Genomic DNA, 19,869 nt, shown 5'->3' with positions numbered 1-19,869 from the left:
AGAGGATTGAACATAAGGAAATATTATTTCTTTATTTTCCCTGGAAAGGGGAGGCTAATAAAGCTGAATTATTTAATTATTAATTATTAATTATTAATTATTCGGTAAGTACATAAATAAGTTTTTTATGGTATTTAGGATGGGTTATCTGATGTGATAATCCATATTCTTATTAACAATATTTCCGAAGAAAATTTGGGATAAACTTTCTCAAGCCTACTTACAGCAGTTTCCGAAGCTATGAGGTACAGTCGTTTTTATTCTTTTCTGTTCCCTGTTCCCTGTTCCCTTTTCCCTCACAGGAGTGCGCGTTCCCTCTCTTGGTCAGCATTCCGCAAGCGAGCTGACGGCGACGCGGGTCTGACCGCTTGCGTCTGACGCCGACGCGGGGTCGCACCGCTGTTCCCTGTTCCCTCAAACCTAAAATTTTGTACCTCATAACAACGGAAAACGCTGCATAAATACTAAAAAGCTGACTACTTATACGCTTTGCTTTCCTAGGTCATGCTGCGCAAACAGCTAGAGGTACTGATAACTGATAACTGATAACTGATAACTGAAATGGCATTAACTATCAACGAACTATTTGATGAACAATTCTATTTAGAAACTTACCCAGAAGTGGCTGAAGCAGTCGCCAATGGCACAGTCAGTGATGGCTTTTTCCATTTTATTAGGTTTGGTCAATTTGAAAGTCGCGACCCCAACGCTATTTTCAATACTGATTTCTATCTTGCTACTAACCCTGGAGTTGCTACTGCTGTAGAACAAAATGCTTTGACACCTACAGAACACTTGATCAATTTTGGTCAATTTGAACAACGCGACCCTAGTGCTTTATTAGACACCAGTTTTTATCTAGACCGTTACCCAGATGTTGGTGAAGCATTAGTAACTACCTCACTCACAGCAACAGAACACTTCATCAATTTTGGTCAATTTGAAGGACGGTTGCCACGTTCGTTATTCAGCGATATCTATGTGTTTGGTGATAGTTTGTCTGATACAGGCAATGCTTTTGTTGCTACTGGCGGTCTGTTACCACCCAGTCCTCCCTACTTTGAAGGTCGCATTAGTAACGGCCCTCTATGGATAGAAACTCTTGCACCACAATTAGAGTTAACATCTAACCCCAGTCTCAATTTTGCAGTAAATGGAGCCACCACAGGATTTGTGAATAATACCAATAATCTATTGCCAGAGGGTACTCCCCCACTGTTAATTGGACTGCAGACACAAATTGACAATTTTATTGCAGATACTCCAGAAACTGACCCTGATGCTTTGTATGTAGTGTGGGCCGGTGCAAATGATTATTTAGGGGGTAGCACCGAAGGTGTGCAGTCAAGTGTGGGTAATTTGTCAGTGGCAGTAAATAAGCTAGCAAGCATTGGAGCAAGAAATTTTCTGTTGCCAAATTTACCAGATCTAGGTTTGACTCCATTCGGACAGAGTTTACCGCCTCAACTACAACAGGGATTAAGCTTATTAAGTGACGGTCACAATAGTGGGTTAGCAGCAGCTTCCCAAATATTAGAGCAAGACCCGAATATCAATATTATTAGCCCTGATTTTAGGACTATCTTTGACAATATTATTGCTAACCCTACTGATTTTGGCTTTACGAATGTCACAGATAATTTCTTAGCTTCTGGAGCAATTAACCCCGATGATTTTTTATTCTTTGATGACATACATCCTACTACCAATGCCCATAATTTAGTGGCAGATACAGCAATAAAATCTATTACAGAGATTTCAGAATTGGTTAGTATTTTGGAGGCTTCTGAAGGCTGATATCAAATTGATAAATTTTTGCTACAAATAGCTAGGGTTTGCGCTCATAAAGTCTTTTTGCTCTTTGTAGGGAGTAGGGACCCACCCCTAACCCCGACCGTGGAGGGGAAAAAGGGAGTAGGGAGTAGGGGCGAACGTAGAATAAATGCGAATTACAGAGTCAGTGGCCAAAACAATAGTCACAGTGATTTTTCGGGTAGCAAAAGCCAAAAAAGCTCACTTTTTTCACATAGGACTTCTGAAAAGCTCATACTTTTTCCAGACATAAATTGCCTCAAACCAATATCAGTCAATGCCCGCGATCTTTAATCAGCAAGCCCTAGCTAGGATATTTCTTAGGAGTCAGGAGTCAGGAGTTACAGCAGTTTCCGCGCGTTATGAGGTACACCCATCGCGGGCAAGATGCCCGCACTTGCATTCATTCAACTGCTAATCTCTGTACTTCTTATGCAAGGAATCTGGGCGTTGGTGAAGCGCGTGTATGATATTAATCCTAATTATTTAGGAGTCAACCCACCCCTAACCCTCCCAACCCACCCCTAGCCCCTCCCAGGAGGGGAGGGGAAGTCAGGAGGACCGAGTCAGGAGGTTTGAAAGAAGAAGAAACAGTAGTAGAAGAAGAAAGTTTTTTGTTTATGCTCTTATCCAGACAAGATATCATACCTCTTTTCAACAACGCCGGAATCTGCTGTATATCCATTCTAGTTTACCCGTTCAAATCGGATATTATTTGCGTTCAAATGATTTAATTAAGGGATTAGCATTATTAAGCAGTTGCTTCAGTGCATCAAATGCTTTTGGCTGATGACGAAGGTGAGCATCAATAAATAAACCTATTGTTTCTGCCATCAGAGAACGAATTTCATCTTCTGGCCCTGTTGCAGGGAAGTCGAGAAAAGGTCTACCTGTTGTGGGGTCAAATGGATCGGTAAAAGAAAAGTGATTTGCTCCCTCTATTAACATCAGATAGCTGTCATTTCGACCCCCAGAAATTGCTTCCTGAAATGTCCGGGATACTGGAGTTGTGGCTTCTTCCCAAACCGTACCATAACGGTGACTGCTATTAGCAATCACTCCATCGCAAGTCCCCCCCATTAACAGTAGTGGTAGGGAGTCAGGCAGGGGTAAAATTGTACCTGCTTCATATCCCATCATTTTACCTGCTGCCGTATGTACGCCATAGCCGAAGGAGGCTACAACTTGAGGAAAAAAGCGAGGACTAGCGCTTTCTATTGCCACCCTGGCACCAGCAGAATGTCCTCCCAAAATAATTTTTTGCAGGTCAAGCATACCTGCTAAGATACCTTCTGAGTTAATGCGTTCTAACTCTGTTAGAAGTGCTGGTAAAGCTGAAGCTGTGGGAGCTGTGCCATAGGTATTGGGGGCTAACATGGCAATATCAACGCCTGGAGTCAGAGAAATAAAACCAGGTAAGTTTTCTGCAATCCAGGCAAATGTTACTACTAACATTCCTCGTTGGGCTAGATCGATAGCGAGCCATTTGTAAAGTTCGGGGTTGCAGTTAATGCCACTGAATAGAATCACTATTGGAAAAGGAGCTTGTTGGGGGTCAGCAGGCACCATACCCTGATTTTGTTCTTGGTCACTACCTGACATTTTGGCAGGGTAGAAGACTTTTAAGTGAATCGTATCGTAGGGAGGTTGAGCTTTCTCAACTTTGGTAGCTCGATAAAAGGCGCGAATAGTCATTAGCATTATCAGTTTCTCCAATTAGTTATATCGTTACCGAATAATTAAGGTTTAAAGCCTCTCCTTTAAAGGAGAAACAATGAATTAATTTTCCTTTTATTCAATCCTCTTCCTTTTAGGGAGAGGTAATTATCAATTATCCATTATCAATTATTGAAAGTTTCTTGCCAAGGTTTCAGACGGGACTCTGAGTTTGGGTCATAACTATACACCCAATGTCGAAAGTCATTCAAATTATTCTGTGGCTGTTGGTTTGTTTGCTGAGTAGGTCGATAATAGCCTTTTTCTCCCTCAGCACTACGGGTTTTAATCATTGCTGTGCGTTGGATACGACGGTTGTCGTAGTTAGCAAGGGCAGTTTCAATGTCTGGGAAATTGCTCAAACACTCAGTAAGTTCGTAAGCATCTTCAAAAGTAGTATTAGCTCCTTGACCTGCTGCTGGTGTCATCGGATGAGCTGCATCTGCTTCATAAAACCGATATAAAACGTCATAATAAATAACATTTTAATGTTTACTTCCTGCTTCCACCGGAACTGTTGGCAGCACTCCGTTCACAGGCATCAACGGTCAAGCTGACCGCATCTCTTGAGTGCGTCTTACATTCTGAGGAGACCTCATCAATTAGCACTCGCTTTCTCAAATTAATTGAGGCATTTCCTACGGAATGCTCCGCAAACAAGTCTCGGTCTATTGATAGACCGCATTCTGGGCATTCATACGTTCTGATGTTCACTCGTCATATCCTGTACATGACCACAACTAGAACAAGTCTTAGAAGATGGAAAAAATCTATCAACTACTACTAATTCACAGTCGTACCATTGACACTTGTATTCTAGCTGTCTTCTAAACTCATAAAAGCACTATCTGCTAACTGATTTGGCTAGCTTATGATTGGCTAACATACCGCTGACGTTCAAATCTTCGCTTGAGCAACAGCGCTGTGGTTTTTAGCTAGATATGTTGTCAATTTATGAAGTGCATCTTTGCGGATGTTCGCCACTCGTCTATGGAGCCTAGCTATCTTTAGTTGTGCTTTTCTCCAATTAGCAGAGCCAATAATTTTATTACGGTTTAGATATTGTAGTCTCGAAAGCTTCGCTTCAAACTTACGGTATGAATTTACGCTTTCAAATACTTTCCCATCACTTAAAGTTGCTAAGGTTTTTACTCCTAAATCTACACCTACGACATTAGTTGTTTTGGGTGTGGGAGTAGGAGTAAATTCAAAAGCTAAACTTAAGTACCAATCACCAGCTTGTCTGCTAATAGTTATTTTTTGAGTTGTTGCTTCAATTGGTTCATAAGTTTTGACCCAACCAATAAAAGGTAATTTATGACACCAACCATTTAATTCTATTGGTTTTCCACTGGTTTTCTATTGTGTTTGCGTAGCATTCCGAAGGAAAGGAATCATGTTTACCTTTCTTCTTAAACCGTGGGCGTTTACCCAACCCTTGGAAGAACCTTTTAAATGCTTCACCCAAGTTAATAAAAGCATATTGATAAACTTTAGATGACAAGTTTTTCATCCAGGGGTAGAGGGGTTTGGTGTGATTAGTAAAAACCTCTCTCAACTTACGTTTGCGCAGCATTCCGCAGGAAGCATTTGGTTTATAGCCATCAATATATGCAGCATTCCACAAACCTTTTACCCCAGTTATAACACCAGCGTGAATAGCCAGCGTGTTGAGCCATCAGAGTCTTCTGTTTATTATTAAGTTTTAGCTTTGTTAATCATGGATTTCATGTATGGGTGAGTGCAGCCTGCCTAAAAGTATGTTTTTTAACTTATTATATCGTTATTCTCTGATTAAGTCAATGCTCCTTTCATTAAGGTTACTTCATTTGGTGGTAGTAGTAGATCGTTGTTATTCTCAATGACAGCACGCCAAGACATACTACCAACATATCGAGGTTGCCCATCGCCTATTAATGTTTGTCTGACGGCAGAGTTTAACCCATCAGCTCCAATGAGCAAGTCAGCTTGGACTGTTTTTCCATTCTCAAAGTGGGTGATGACGGTGTTTTCATTTTGCTCAAAGCCAGTGCAACAATGATTCAGGTGAATGACTTCTGGAGAAAGTACAGATGCAAGAATCTGTTGCAAACGCCACCACCAGATAATTAACAGAGGTTGTCCGTATTTTTCTGTCATGGTACTTTCGCTCGTCCGGATAGTTTCTCCAGTACTTGTTTTCACAGTCACTCTTTGAACTTGACAACCTGAACGTTTTAGTATATCAACTATGCCTGGTTGAATCGCATCCAGACATTTCAAACCATTGACCTGTAAACCTAAACCTGCCCCTACTGGACGGAATTCCTTGGCTCGCTCGTACACATGGGCATCAATACCTTTTTTTCTCAGAGCGATCGCTGTTGCTAGACCACCTGGACCGGCACCAATGATGGCTACTTTGTTTACAACAGGTTGGGAAGTTTCTCTCATTAGATTTATTTCCTTTTTCTTGGTATTTTTATGATAATACTACTGTTTTTTTCCAAGGTTTCAGATGCAACTCTGAGTTGGGGTCGTAATCATACAGCTAATCTTAAATTTTTTCAAAATCTAATATTTTAGTTAGTAGTATTAGTTATTTCTAAAAGTTCTATTAAAAATGTTTTGAGTTTTTTTAATGCTGCTACTTCAAGAAGTGTTTTATCACTCACCCAATTATTATCTGCGATGCTAACTGTGTTTGTTTTTCCTGGTTTTAAAACACTAACTACTGTGGCTACTAAAGCTTTTTCTTGATCGAATGGCTTCCATTTCAGAGATTTTTGTTCTTGTTCAGAAAAGTCTGCTAGATATGATTTAGCTCTTTCCATATATTCTGGATAAGCTATTTTTCCACATTCACATAACATAATATCTAAAACTCCCTGAGAAATATTATCTGGTAATACATAAATACCTGTTCTGGGAATATTTATATCTACAAAACCAGGCTGATTAGGAAAATTCGGGAAGTATTTACAGAAGTTACTATAATATTCTGCCACTACATCTTCAGGATTTTTTTTATCCGCATCAGCAATAATTCCAAATGCTGCTATATCTTTTCTATATTGAGAATTATTAGATAAAATATCATCTAAATTTTTCACAAGATTACTACCTTCACCAACATAGATAGCTACTGATAAACTATCAGTAAATAGAATAGAAGGCATATCTAATCGTTTGTAAAAGTTTCCTTTTTTCGGATAAGTAGGAATAAATTTCTTCCAGAAAGAGTCTAAATTTGATACTGACCCGTCAAATTTTTTCAAACCTAAAAGCTTTAATAACTTTCCTACTATTGCTTGGTCTTGAGGCCCCTCTACGCCAATAATTGCATATTTTACCATCTCACCTCCTGACCTAATTCTTCTCGCAATCTACCCAATCTTTTTTGGTCAAGTCTAACTGCTTGAGTTTGAGTCTTTTGTTGTTCTAAGCGATATAAAACTAAATCATTTTCTGATTCACTAGCTGCTAATATTGCATCAACAGTTTCTAGACTATGGGTAGTAGCAAATAATTGTACATTCATCTTTCGACACCACTTAACTAACCAAGAAAATGAAGGTAGTAAAGCTTCTGTATGAATCGCTGTTTCTAGTTCATCTATTAGTAAAATTCCATCTTTTAATTTTGCGATAGTTAAAGCTATAAATAACAACCGACGAACACCATCACCAAAAGCACTTATAGGAGTAATACCTAATGTTTTATGAATTATATAAAGGCGAGAATTTTTACCTGTGGGGTCGAGAATTTCTAAATCAATAATTTCTGAATCCATCATTGAAATTAATTCAATTACCTCTTGCTTAAAACCTTGGAAAGTTGTCTGTGTAAAAAGTTTAGGCAAAGGTTCAATTTTATGAGAAATAGGGGTTATCGTATTAACTGATAACTTAATTGTTGAACTTTTAGCACGATTCAGTAATCCTTCATTTTCCATTATTATAAATTCTCTTGATTCTCGGTCACGCTTATAACTAGAACGCTGTTTTTCTTCATCTATTGTATTTACTTTTTGTTCTGTAGTTACTTCTAGTCTTAAATTTGCACCACGTTGAATTTCATTATTATCAGTATCTATCTCATCAACCTGATTTTCTCGATCATATTCTTCATTACTATTTTCTGTAGCACCCCAGATTTGTTCAAATTCTTCATAAGTTGCTTTTGATTCTACTGCACCAAAACTATTACCATAAACAAAAGAATTACCACTACCAGAAACAAAAGTTTCTCCTTGATAAAAATTATCTGGATTATTTTCACTATTTTGAGGAAATAACCACTTAAGAGATTCTAATTTTGATTTGCGGGAAGATTTAATTTCCCGTCGCCAAGCAGTATTTATCCATTCCAAAATATCTAAAGGATTACAGTAAGTAGAAATTGCTTCTAAAACACTTGTTTTGCCTGAATTATTAACACCAACTAATACATTTATTTGACCTAAATCTTCCAATATCAAATCTCGCAAACCACGGAAACGATGAATAGTTAAATTATCAATATTTCTCATAAATCTAAAAATATTTATCCGATCATTCCAACAATAAGAAACTGAGTTAAGTGGGCCAACCTTAACCTAGTTCAATTCCCATCTGCCATTACTATGCAGAAGTCCCATATTTTTTTCTCAACAGTAGCAAATATAACATTATTATTTACCTCCGTAAATAATATATAGATAGATATAATTTGATTATAGTAAAAACTATAGTGCTAGAGTAAAAATGACTATTATCACAACTAGAGAAGCAGCTTTTTTACTAGGTATCTGTTGTCAACGAGTGAGAGTCTTGCTTTCTCAAAAAAGAATTAAAGGTGCTTATAAGCATAAAGGATTTTGGCAAATACCTCTTTATGGGAAAATGCCTGTAGTCATACCGGGCAAAAGAGGTCCGAAAGGTGTTTGGTGTCATCACAAGCGAAAGAAGCCGACCATAGTTCATGTTAATCAACATAGAATTAGAAAAAATGGAGATCGAATCAGACACGATCCTCTAATGACTCCTGACCAATTAATACCAGTAGTCTGCTTGAAGCAGAGAAATCGTAACGATTTGGGTTATCAGATGATTATTGAGGGTCCCTGTCGTATAGTTTATCGGCCTTATGAACCCTTGGATTGTGGAGCGCATTTGTGGATTGAGACATACGAGCCTGTGCAGTTTGTGGATACTCAGTTTAAACCTTTTGCAGCTAGACGAAGTTATAAAAATGTAAAACGTCAATATGGTTAAGTAGTTTAGTTGTAGTTGTTAGACTTCTTTTTTCAGCAGAACTTGAAACTGTTGAATTAAGGTTATAGCGGTAGTCAAAAAGGTAATAATTTACAGAAAACCTGAAACGGCAGAATGCTCAGAAGCAAAATTCTGCCTTTCTGTTTGTCATGCTACGCAAACAGCTCTCGCTGCCTTTTGCTATAACTAAGACTTTGGTTTAGAAATTGAACTAACGTGTAATTCTTTCAATTGCTTTTTATCAACTTCAGACGGTGCATTTGTCAACAAACATTTAGCCTGCTGAGTCTTCGGAAATGCAATTACGTCTCGAATTGACTCTTCACCAGCTAACAACATCACCAACCTATCTAAACCATAAGCAATACCGCCATGAGGGGGAGTGCCATATTCAAAAGCTTCTAACAAAAAGCCGAACTTACTATCAGCTTCCTCATCAGATAAACCAATAGCCTCAAACACTTTTTCCTGTACGTCTCGTTGATATATCCGCAGACTACCACCGCCGATTTCATAACCATTAAAAACCAAATCATAAGCCTGCGCTCGTGCCGTTTTCAAGTCATTAATATCATCTGGGTGAGGTGCAGTAAATGGGTGATGTAAAGCTTCCAAACGTTTTTCATCCTCATTCCATTCAAACATAGGAAAATCTGTCACCCACAATAAACTAATTTTATTGCGGTCAATTAACCCTAACTCTTCACCTACCACTAACCGCAAACGGTCTAAAGTTTTATTCACAGTATTTGCATCATCCGCAGCGAATAATAACAAATGACCCGGTTTTGCACCCGTGCGTTGTAACAACTCCTGTTTTTGTTCGTCTGTGAGGTTATCTTTGATAGCCCCAATAGTGTCAATTTTACCACCCTCTTTAACACGAATATAAGCTAAACCTTTAGCTCCTGCTTCACTCGCTTCTTTAAACAAATCACCACCCGGTTTAATTCTTACATTGGAGATAGCATCGTTACCTCCAGGAATAGGCAACACTTTCACTATCCCACCAGCAGCAACCGCTCCAGAAAATACTTTGAAACCAGAATCTTTTACTAAGTCAGAGACATTTACCAATTCTAAGCCAAACCGAATATCTGGTTTATCGCTGCCGTAACGATCCATTGCTTCTGCATAAGTCAACCGAGGAAATGGTAGAGGTAAATCTACACCTTTGACTTTCTCAAAAATATATCCTACCAACTTCTCATTTAATTGAATAATTTCCTCCTGAGACATGAAACTCATTTCCATATCTAACTGAGTAAACTCTGGTTGTCTATCCGCTCGCAAATCTTCATCCCGAAAACAACGAGCAATTTGATAATAACGGTCAAAACCAGAAACCATTAACATTTGTTTGAAAAGTTGGGGAGACTGGGGTAGGGCAAACCACTCCCCTGCATGAACGCGACTGGGAACAAGATAATCCCGCGCTCCTTCTGGAGTAGAGCGAGTGAGAATGGGAGTTTCGACTTCAATGAAATTTTGTTCGTCTTCCAGGAAACGACGGATGGCTTTGATAACTTCATGGCGTAATTGCAAATTTTGAGTCATGCGCTCCCTTCTCAAATCTAAGTAGCGATATTTGAGTCGCAACTCTTCCCGGACAGATTCTGTTTCAGCAGTGGAAACTTGAAATGGTAATTGTTTCCCTAAACCATTCAACAGTTTAATGTCATCGGCATAAATTTCAACTTCGCCAGTAGGAAGTTTGGAATTGAGAGACTCTTCAGGGCGACGACTAACTCGACCTGTAATTTGCACAACATATTCATTGCGAATATCTCCAGCTATTTGATATGAGTCAGGAGTACGCTCTGGGTCACTCACAATTTGGACAATACCCGTGCGATCGCGCAAGTCTAAAAAAATTACCCCCCCATGATCCCGACGACGGTCTACCCATCCACAGAGGTTTACAGTTTCTTCAATATTATTACTATTTAGTTGGCCGCAATAATAGGTTCGCATAATTATCTAAATTACAAATTTAACTAAAAATAAATTTTATCATTATATTACTGGGATGCCCGTAAATCATTAATAATTTTAGGTTAAATTCGGATTTAACCTAAAATTATTCTTAGGACTTACGCACCCGCAACCTATTTTCGTCATTGCGACCCACAGGAAAGCAATCTCAAATCCTAGTTTTTCGTACCTCATGCGTAATATCATGTCCGAATGAACACTTATAAATAAACGACGGAGGAGTCAGGAGTCAGGAGTCAGTAGGAAAAAACAACGAAGAGAAGAAGAAAGTTTTTTATCACTAATTAAGCGGACATTATATTATATAAGTCCTGATTTTAATATTTTCTTAGTAGTGGCGTGACACGCCTAAAGAAGACTTACCAATTGTCAAACGGGATGGTAGAGTAATTGCTCAAGGGTGGAACGACCCACAATTCGCTGTAGTTCGTAATGAGGATAAAGAAATTGGCGATCGCGAAGGGGAGGTGAAATTTTAACGGAATGCTTTTGTACTTGTATCAACTACAAAGATTTTGAAACCAAGCAAATTAGGCGTTCTTTTACTTGTCAGTTTCACCCGAAACTATTTTCCGATCTACAAGAAATTGGTAAACGTCCCCTGCGTCTTACGCAGAACTAAAACAAAGCGACGGTATCCGTTTGTGGGCAAGACTACTCTACGAAGGAATGCAGGAATAGGGTGATTTCAGTTATCAGTTATATTAACAGGACTTACGCAAAAGACAAAATTATACACCATTTGTAGGGGATTAATGGCCGTTAACCCCTACCATAAGTGGTGGTTATGTGTAAGTCCTGTAAGTTTTTTCTTACTCTTAAGATTCCTCCTTCTTCCTTACCTTTGCTATACAATAGACATCTCCAAAAATCAAAAACAAAATCAATTATTGTACATAAATTATCAGTTCTTTCCCCCTATTCTCTATTCCCTATTCCCTCTTTTCTGAATATCTCTAATACCGATGCTACAGAACATGATATTAGCTTAAAAGAAAGCTGCGGAAAATTATTTTGGCTAGTCAAAAAAGCCGGGAATTTGCTCAAGAAAAATCTCAACAATTACAGAGGAATGATAAATCCATAAATAAATCGCATCAGTAAATCATGAAAAGATTCAGGCTTTGATTTGTGACAATATTCATCTACTAAATTTTCTTCATTTTTATAGCTTTGATTTTTGCTCTTTTTTTTAAATGCTTGTTTGGTTTGAGATGCTGAGATTTTTTTTGCTCAGTATGGATGAGAATATACTTTTGCTCAGTATAGATTAGAGTAGACATAGAAATACCTCCTTGACTGGAAAAAAAGTCTTTCTCTTTTGTCATTAGGAGAAGAGAAATTTATTTCTATGTACCTAGCACTATTTATTTTATTATTTTTTGTGAATGTCTTGAGTGCAAGGTTTTAATTCCTCTTCTCTATACTTATCTAGTATATCATTTGGATAAATTTTTGCTATAAATTCCTGTTTTCTTTTCCCTATAAATCACAGTTTTGTAACATTTTTTCATCTAAATATCAAATTTCATGGATTTTTGCTACATTTTTTAAGAGGAGGGAGTAGGCAGTAGGAGCAATATATAAATAATTGCTAAAAACATTAACAGGACTTACACAAAAGACGAAATTATACACCATTTTTAGGTGTGAACGGCCATTAACTATATGTGTTAGTTATGGGTAAGTCCTGATTAATTAACTATTATTACTTAATAACTGAAGTTTTCAATAAAAATAACATTATTTTTAGGAATTTTTCTAATACTAATTAGACCATAAAAATCAAGTATATTACTAAGTTTTTAATATTATTAAGTGTCTAATTTAAACATAAAGTTCCTTGGCAATTGGTATTTAGGCAGATAAAATTCAAAATGATTGTTTCTCAAAAATTAACATGACATATCGTAACCCAACTCCCACCGTTGACATTATTATTGAATTAACTAACCGACCGGGGCGACCTATTGTACTGATAGAACGCCAAAATGAACCTTTTGGTTGGGCAATTCCTGGTGGGTTTGTTGACTATGGAGAATCTGTTGAAACAGCAGCGCGACGAGAAGCAAAGGAAGAGACGAGTTTAGAAGTAGAATTAATCGAACAATTTTATGTTTATTCTGACCCTAGTCGCGACCCTCGTCAACACACCATGAGTGTTGTATTTATTGCTACTGCTACTGGAGAAGCAAAAGCAGCTGATGATGCCAAAAATTTAGCTTTGTTTGAATCTTGGCAAATTCCTCAAAACCTCTGTTTTGACCACGACCGTATTCTCCGAGATTATTTGCAGTATCGTTATTATGGTATTAGACCGAGAATTTAACTCGAAGGAAGAAAGAACAGGGAAAAAGGAAGAAGGTTGACTAACTTTTTTGACTTTTGACTGTCTGGTACTGCGTCTTATATCAAATCCGAGGGAATTGGACATAAAAAAATTCTCCAATCCTTATAACTACTAAATCTTTGTGATTTTCTCTCCTCCTGACTTCTGACTCCTGACTAAAGACTTAACTAATTTATAACTGTTTAACCGGATTTGATATTACATTCTGTTCGCGTAGCGTTTACGCAGGAAATGGGAATCTGATCAGACTATTCTTTAGCTCTTTTCATCAATGGCAAAAAAGCTTTACACATCTTGATCAGCAGGATCTTCAGAATCCTGAATCATCCCCTCTAAATAGCTACGAATTTTATTTTTGAATTCTTCCCATTTTTGCCCTTGGAGTAACAGGACAGGACAATTTTTTCCCGTCCAATACTTATGGGTGACAACATCTTCAATAGCAAGGTTTAGATCGTATAAAAGAACAGCGATGAGTCGAGATGCTCTATCAAACGCAGTTTCCTGATCGATACCTTGATGCATACAGATTTCAATGCCTATACTTAAAGAGTTACCTCGGCGTCCTGCATGCCAACCCATTTCTGAAATAGGTAGCTGTTTTATGACTCTGTGATCATCAACAGTATAATGCCAAGAAACATAATTTCGCTTACCATTAATCTCATAATATCCTGTATTTCTTACCCAATTTGAATGACTTGCAGCATCTGCTCCTCTACCTGTGTTTGAGGTGTTATGCACGGTGATTTTCTTGATGGTAATTGGAACTCCAGGGCGATTTGGCCGCCCATCTGGGATGAGTTCTATTTCCAAATTAAGACTTGCTCCAAGTTCGCCACGTTTCATTTTTTAACCTCCATTGTAATAGCATCTAAATCTATGATCGGATGGTGGCAGTTCTGCACAGTAGCCTTGTTTGTACTGAACATTCAAGGCTACAGGTATTAATGCTTGCCCGGAAATTAGACCTACTTGTGGAATATTGTTGTTTAAATTAGAGGAATTTTTGGCGTTGTCAGATGAAAAGATGAATTATAGCGAAATAGCCTTTTTCCTTGATTGAATTGTAGACTCGATCATTCTCTCAATCATCCTCTTTTCTGACAACGCCAAATTTTTAGAGACTTTCTAATTTGACACACCTGGATCTATCTAGAAATTCTATGCAGCCACATTGTTGCAGTAGATTCGATCTGATCATTGCCCCAAGTATCATAAAAATCTAGAGCTTGGCGCAAAGACCATGCATTTCCAGCAGAGGATATTAGTCTCCGACTGTATCGCTGATTTTCACCTTTGTTATCTTCTTCCCATCTTGAATTTACACGATAGCCTTCGTAAAACCATTCTCCATGTGGATCATTTACAAAAAAATCACCGTTGTCATTATAGCCACGTATGACTAAAATATGACCAGGTTCTGTCCAAAAACCATGTAATATACAGATTTCTCCAGCATCTAGAGCGCGAGTAATGTCTGAAAGACTTCCTCTCATTGTGAGATTATTTCTCAATCCTAAACCCTCTATTAAGCTCTTAATTCCACCTGGAGTCGTATGTGATATTCCCAGTCTATCAAAACGTTGTTTAACATCATCTTCATACTGTGGCATAGGTCCTAAATCAGGAACCCCAAAGTATTTTAGACACATTGCAGCACTTGTAGCGCCACACGATCGCCAACCCTCAATATCGTTATTCTCTTGATTAAAATATGGAACGTCATAATTAATGCCCATGAGTTATCTCCTATAAAGTCTTGTTACCAGCAGTGCCACTATTGAGGCCGTATTTAGCTTTATGATTAATCATTCCAATTAGGCTAGTAAAAACCGGATTAACTTTGATTAATTCCACTCCAAATCTTCTACAACGTGACTTTAGAGGGAAAAAATCGCTCCAACCTAGACAGAGCAATAATTCCAAGGCATTTTAGCTACCAATAGCTACAATCCTTATATAACAAGCTTTTTGGGAATTTTTTTAGTTATAAAGCGGCTTTGTTGCACAAAGATAGCAAATAGGGTAAAAATATGCAGTGCGTAGCACAACAAACCTAGACCAATATAGAACCCCTGAGTGGATCTATTTAAAAATATAGGGAGAGTGTGGGAAGTGTGGGGACCCACCCCTAACCCCTCCCAGGAGTGGTTAGGGGTGGGTCCCCCATCTCCCCATCTCCCCATCTAATTACACCGATGCTACCGGATTTGATATGAGAATGAGTAAGTCCAAGTTCAAATCCAAGTCCAAGTACCGAGTCAGCATGGTCTGAATATGATGCTTCTCTAAAATAGAGAGGGAGTCTCACATTTTGGCTAAATGATGAAATTTATTTTCCGTTTCCATCCCTCACACCCTAAAACCTAAATCCTATTAAACAATTCTCCTACCTGTTTTAAATCTACATTTCCTCCACTAATAATTACCCCTACTCTCGCATCAGAAACTTTAACAATTCCTTCTAACAAAGCTGCTGCTGCTAATGTTCCAGTGGGTTCTATTACTAATTTCATTCTCTCCCACATAAAATACATTGTTCTTAAAATTTCTTCCTCTGAAACTGTCACCATATCATCAACATAATTCAAAATTAATGGGAAATTTAACTTTCCTAAATAAGGTGTTCTAGCACCATCAGCAATAGTATTAGGATTAGATATTGTTTGTAGAGTTTGAGAATAAAAAGACCGAGTTGCATCATCGGCATTTTTCGGCTCTACGCCAAGAACTCGACAGTTTTGTAATAAATTTTTAGTGGCGATCGCGCAACCGGAAAGTAAACCACCTCCACCACAACATACTAATAGTAAATCTAAATTTCCTACTTCTTCAGTTAATTCTAAAGCTGTTGTACCTTGTCCGGCAATAATATCAGCATGGTCATAAGGAGGAATAACGATTGAACCTTTTTCTTGAGCAATTTTTTGAGCTAATTTTTCTCTATTTATTTCATTGACATCATAGAAAATTATCTCTGCTCCATAACCACGAGTAGCTGTTTTTTTTACTTGTGGAGCGTTGTCAGGCATAACTATAGTTGTGGGAATATTTAATAATTTTCCTGCTAAGGCGATCGCTTGAGCATGATTTCCCGAAGAATAGGTTAAGACTCCCGATTTTTTTTGAGTTTCTGATAGTTGAGAAAGAGCGTTGTAAGCTCCTCTAAATTTGAATGAACCTGTACGTTGAAAATTTTCACATTTGAAAAATACTTGACATTTAGTGAGTTTATTTACAGTTGTTGAAGTTATTACAGGGGTGCGATGAGCAACTGATGATAAACGATGAGCTGCTGCCGTAATATTATTGTAATTAACTACAAAATTATCAGCAGATTTTGAGGAATCAATAGACATATTTTCAGATATAATTCAACAATTAATAACTATTATTCATAATTACCTCTCTTAAAAATTAGAGGATTAATTCAAATGATTTTTTTTTCTTGATGCCTAGAAACTTTCAAGATTAATTATTAGGTAAAATTTAAGAAGGCAGAAGGAAAAATTGCTTATGGATAGTTTTCGACACGGCACTCCTTGTCTACAAACCCCAAGCAATTTTAAGCACTCCCATTGACGGTGGGGTATTAAACCCGCAAAATAAAAGATAAAAAACAAAGAAATTTTAGGTCGGGGAGAGGAATAGGGAATTCTCACAAAGCCTATAATATAAAATCATTTAACCATTCATTACACTATAAACAATTCACTCTCTCCAGACCTAACTCCAAACTAATTAATCATAATTTGAAGTTATTTTATATCGAGAGTGTGAGGCTTTATTCTTCAACTTAATTTCAACATTTAATACCAATTTCCATGCATTAATGCTCTACTTAGGCAACACTTCAGTTATTAAGTAATTAACATAGGTATAATAATTTTTTGCTGATTTTAACTAAGTTAATGTTAATTATTCTTATATTTACTTCTCCTCCACTCTCCTACTCCCCTACTTCCCTACTCCCCTGCTCAATAGCCAAGTTGAAAAGTTTTTGAGAAATGATATAAGATTATTTTTGGTCTCCCAGACATTGAACTCGTGCTTGAGATAAAATTGGTCTAGGCTGAAATGATTCTAAACCACGACCATCATAAATAGTAGCTCCATCAGGCATTTTTGCTCCTTCTAATATTACTCCTTCTGTTAAAGCACCCTCGAAAATAGCACCACTTAAATCAGTCTTGCTGAGGTCAGCACCTCTGAGGTCAACTCCACGGAGATTAGCATCCACTAAATTAGACCATTGAAGGTTAGTATTTTGCAGGTTAGCATCAGCTAAGTCAGCACAAGTAAAGTAAGAACCAGTAAAATTACTTTTGCTTAAGTCGGCATTTGTTAAGTTAGCTTGTCTTAGTTTTGCACCTCGTCGTCTGATATTACTAAGGTCAGCTCCACTGAGGTCGCATCCTTGACAAACTGCTGATGGGTTGTCTAAAAATTTTCGGATATCATTGGCATTTTCTGCTAGAATTGGTGTAGTTAATCCGGCAATTATTAACAGGGTAATAGTGGTAATTTTTGGCAGTCTCATGGTGGTTAATTTTTATCGATATTTATATCTATAATATTATATAGTGATGTGGAATTTGCAATACTGCACAATTGTTTTTATTAAAATTTTAAATCTCTAGATTTTTCATGACTTGCTACTCAAGTTATATTTTATCAATAGTAAAAAAATGTTAATAAGATGTAAGCATTTCCTCCGGAATGCTGTGCAAACAGCCATTAGCTATCAGCTATTAATTTTGGGTCTGCGTAAAAGCAACCTTTGAAATTTAAAAAGAATAAAAAGTTACTGCCAAAGTCTCTATACAAAACTTTATCACTAATTATTTATTACTAATTGCTGATAGCTGAATTCTTACAATAAAACAATAATTATGACAATTAATTAAGGGATTTTTGCTGTTAGTTAGTAGTTAAATTTTGAGGTTAAGTTGAAAAATATGTTACGCGAGGGATTAAGAATTTTATTTATAGATAATTTAGAGGAAGTTTATCGATAAAATATTCAATTTGTGCTTCTTTTGCAGGGTAAGTTTTGCTGGTGTACAACTGTATTAATATTGAGGACATAAAAAGTATTCCGTAGGAAAAAGGTGGGGAAAATTTAAAAATATCGGCCAATAAAATTTCTATCCACCTTAACCCGTTGAAAATACTAATATTGGATACTCTAATATCATTTTTAAAATTATTTTATCCATACCTTCTAGATAGTAAATTAATTGATCGATAAATTATTAAATGCCAATCATAGTAAAATAGGAAAAAATTAATCAAGAGGTAAATTATGGATACTAAAGAACTCCTAGAAAAATATGAAGCAGGAGAAAGAGACTTCAAGTCAAAACAACTCATGGGAATAGACCTTGAAGGAAAAGATGTAACTGGAGTCAGCTTCGCTAAGGCAGATTTATCAAAGGCAGATTTAAGTCAAACAAATCTGACAGAAGCTAACTTAAATAGTGCAAAGCTTTCGGGAGCAGACTTGAGTCAAGCAAATTTATTTAAGGCGAATATTGTGGAAGCAAATCTCTCAGATGCAGACTTGAATGAGATAAATTTAAGCTATGCTGATGTTCGACGAACAAACTTAAGTCATTCATATTTAAAAAATACCAAGCTAGTCTGTGCAAAATGCACAGAATCAGATTTTAGTAGAGCAGAACTTCAAGAAGCAGAGTTGAGTAAAGGAGATTTTAAATATGCTAATTTTATTCTCGCTAAATTAGATAATGCAAATTTGAGAAAGTCAGACCTAAGTAATGCTAATTTTAATTTCGCTTCTCTCAAAGGAGTTAATTTAGAAAGGGCAAATTTACAAGGAGCAAATTTAATCAGGGCAGATTTAGAAGGAGCTAATCTTAGTAAAGCAAATTTATCTGGTGCTAAAACTTATTTATGGAACATAAAAGATGCAGACTTTACTGATACTATAATGCCTGACGGGAGAAAATTTACTAAAGCCGAAATACCCACCGATAATCAACCAACAAAAGAAACAACAAATCAAAATATGACAACCCGCAAAATTATCAAAACCGACAAAGCACCAGAACCAGTTGGCCCATATAATCAAGCGATCGCTGCCACAGGTCAAATGATTTTCGTCTCCGGTCAAATAGCGATCGACACTAGAATCAATCAAATAGTCTACACCGACGACATAACCAAACAAACAGAACAAGTAATGACAAACCTTGAAGCTATCCTCACCGCAGCAGGAGCTACTTGGTCAAATGTTGTCAAAACCACTGTTTTCCTCAAAGACATGAACGACTTTGCCACAGTTAACACCGTCTATGCCAAATACTTCGACCCAGAAAACGCTCCTGTTCGCGCTTGTGTCGAAGTTGCTCGCTTACCCAAAGATGTACTTGTAGAAATTGACTGTATTGCAGTAGTATAATAGACATCTCCAGCAAAATAAGGAGTAGAGAGTAGAGGGAAATAATTGATAATTTCTGTACGATAATTGATTTTATTTTTGATGATTGGAGATGTCTATTTAATCTCCCCTACTCCCCCACTCCCACACTCCCCTACTCTCAACTATAGTCATTCTGAATAAGACTGGAACACTTTTTTAGCTGAAACTCTTTCAAGGCAAGAAACCCTTGTCTCAATCTTAATTGGAATGACTATATATAACTATATAATAAGTATTCAATCGGATTTGATATGATGTCAGAAGTCCGAAAATTTGGATAATTAGTAAGATTAACAAAAACGATCGCTCTACTC

Annotated in this window: 15 protein-coding genes and 1 pseudogene; 4 read left to right on the top strand and 12 right to left on the bottom strand. The window is 37.1% G+C overall.

All coding sequences use genetic code 11. The features are described 5' to 3' along the window. Positions 1–561: 561 nt before the first annotated feature. The gene (locus tag SAGCYANO_RS36400) at positions 562–1,797 is read left to right on the top strand and encodes an SGNH/GDSL hydrolase family protein (RefSeq protein WP_202224496.1); all 1,236 of its coding nucleotides are present in this window, start codon (positions 562–564) and stop codon (positions 1,795–1,797) included. A 726-nt stretch (positions 1,798–2,523) separates the two neighbouring features. On the opposite strand, the gene SAGCYANO_RS36395 is transcribed toward SAGCYANO_RS36400, so the two are convergent. The 6 genes and pseudogenes from SAGCYANO_RS36395 to SAGCYANO_RS36360 all read right to left on the bottom strand — a co-directional run bounded on the left by SAGCYANO_RS36395 (position 2,524) and on the right by SAGCYANO_RS36360 (position 8,038). Beyond that, a complete protein-coding gene (locus SAGCYANO_RS36395; RefSeq protein WP_202224495.1) occupies positions 2,524–3,507 on the bottom strand; it encodes a dienelactone hydrolase in 984 nt (327 codons plus the stop codon). Between the two features lie 146 nt (positions 3,508–3,653). Then, positions 3,654–4,007, bottom strand: a complete 354-nt coding sequence (locus tag SAGCYANO_RS36390; RefSeq protein WP_255502852.1) for an NAD(P)/FAD-dependent oxidoreductase — start codon at positions 4,005–4,007, stop codon at positions 3,654–3,656. 13 nt (positions 4,008–4,020) lie between these two features. Further along, positions 4,021–5,207, bottom strand: a pseudogene (locus tag SAGCYANO_RS50985) (RNA-guided endonuclease InsQ/TnpB family protein). A gap of 115 nt (positions 5,208–5,322) precedes the next feature. Next, positions 5,323–5,961 carry an NAD(P)/FAD-dependent oxidoreductase gene (locus SAGCYANO_RS36370; RefSeq protein WP_202224492.1) on the bottom strand — a complete coding sequence of 213 codons (639 nt, stop codon included), beginning with the start codon at positions 5,959–5,961 and terminating at the stop codon, positions 5,323–5,325. A 128-nt stretch (positions 5,962–6,089) separates the two neighbouring features. After that, entirely contained in the window at positions 6,090–6,863 is a 774-nt protein-coding gene (locus SAGCYANO_RS36365) for a DUF3226 domain-containing protein (RefSeq protein ID WP_202224491.1), read from the bottom strand. After that, entirely contained in the window at positions 6,857–8,038 is a 1,182-nt protein-coding gene (locus tag SAGCYANO_RS36360) for an ATP/GTP-binding protein (protein WP_202224490.1), read from the bottom strand. The genes SAGCYANO_RS36365 and SAGCYANO_RS36360 overlap by 7 nt, the downstream gene beginning before the upstream one ends. A 214-nt stretch (positions 8,039–8,252) precedes the next feature. Here SAGCYANO_RS36360 and SAGCYANO_RS36355 point away from each other — a divergent pair, with 214 nt between their 5' ends. Next, positions 8,253–8,762, top strand: a complete 510-nt coding sequence (locus SAGCYANO_RS36355) for a hypothetical protein (RefSeq protein ID WP_202224489.1) — start codon at positions 8,253–8,255, stop codon at positions 8,760–8,762. A 186-nt stretch (positions 8,763–8,948) separates the two neighbouring features. Here SAGCYANO_RS36355 and aspS read toward each other — a convergent pair whose 3' ends face one another. Further along, positions 8,949–10,736, bottom strand: a complete 1,788-nt coding sequence (aspS, locus tag SAGCYANO_RS36350) for an aspartate--tRNA ligase (protein ID WP_202224488.1) — start codon at positions 10,734–10,736, stop codon at positions 8,949–8,951. Between the two features lie 390 nt (positions 10,737–11,126). Next, positions 11,127–11,261 carry a hypothetical protein gene (locus tag SAGCYANO_RS48505; RefSeq protein WP_255502851.1) on the bottom strand — a complete coding sequence of 45 codons (135 nt, stop codon included), beginning with the start codon at positions 11,259–11,261 and terminating at the stop codon, positions 11,127–11,129. A 1,396-nt stretch (positions 11,262–12,657) separates the two neighbouring features. On the opposite strand from SAGCYANO_RS48505, the gene SAGCYANO_RS36345 reads away from it, so the two are divergent. Continuing rightward, complete coding sequence (locus SAGCYANO_RS36345) at positions 12,658–13,086, top strand: NUDIX hydrolase (RefSeq protein WP_202224487.1); 429 nt, start codon at positions 12,658–12,660, stop codon at positions 13,084–13,086. A 306-nt stretch (positions 13,087–13,392) separates the two neighbouring features. On the opposite strand, the gene SAGCYANO_RS36340 is transcribed toward SAGCYANO_RS36345, so the two are convergent. The 4 genes from SAGCYANO_RS36340 to SAGCYANO_RS36325 form a co-directional block, all read right to left on the bottom strand. Then, on the bottom strand, positions 13,393–13,956 hold the full coding sequence (locus SAGCYANO_RS36340; protein ID WP_202224486.1) for an N-acetylmuramoyl-L-alanine amidase family protein: 564 nt from the start codon (positions 13,954–13,956) through the stop codon (positions 13,393–13,395). A gap of 302 nt (positions 13,957–14,258) precedes the next feature. Next, the gene (locus SAGCYANO_RS36335) at positions 14,259–14,849 is read right to left on the bottom strand and encodes a C39 family peptidase (RefSeq protein WP_202224485.1); all 591 of its coding nucleotides are present in this window, start codon (positions 14,847–14,849) and stop codon (positions 14,259–14,261) included. A gap of 627 nt (positions 14,850–15,476) precedes the next feature. Then, positions 15,477–16,469: a threo-3-hydroxy-L-aspartate ammonia-lyase gene (locus SAGCYANO_RS36330; protein ID WP_202224484.1), complete on the bottom strand. Its 993-nt coding sequence runs from the start codon at positions 16,467–16,469 to the stop codon at positions 15,477–15,479. A gap of 659 nt (positions 16,470–17,128) precedes the next feature. Then, positions 17,129–17,650, bottom strand: a complete 522-nt coding sequence (locus SAGCYANO_RS36325; protein WP_202224483.1) for a pentapeptide repeat-containing protein — start codon at positions 17,648–17,650, stop codon at positions 17,129–17,131. Positions 17,651–18,415: 765 nt separating this feature from the next. Here SAGCYANO_RS36325 and SAGCYANO_RS48865 point away from each other — a divergent pair. After that, complete coding sequence (locus tag SAGCYANO_RS48865) at positions 18,416–19,534, top strand: Rid family detoxifying hydrolase (protein WP_202224482.1); 1,119 nt, start codon at positions 18,416–18,418, stop codon at positions 19,532–19,534. The last annotated feature ends 335 nt before the right edge of the window (positions 19,535–19,869 follow it).

It is taken from the genome of Okeania sp. KiyG1, from assembly GCF_014132355.1.
GTDB lineage: Bacteria > Cyanobacteriota > Cyanobacteriia > Cyanobacteriales > Microcoleaceae > Okeania.
Note: the sequence above shows the minus strand (reverse complement) of the source record. Positions and strands in the feature narration are given on the sequence as shown.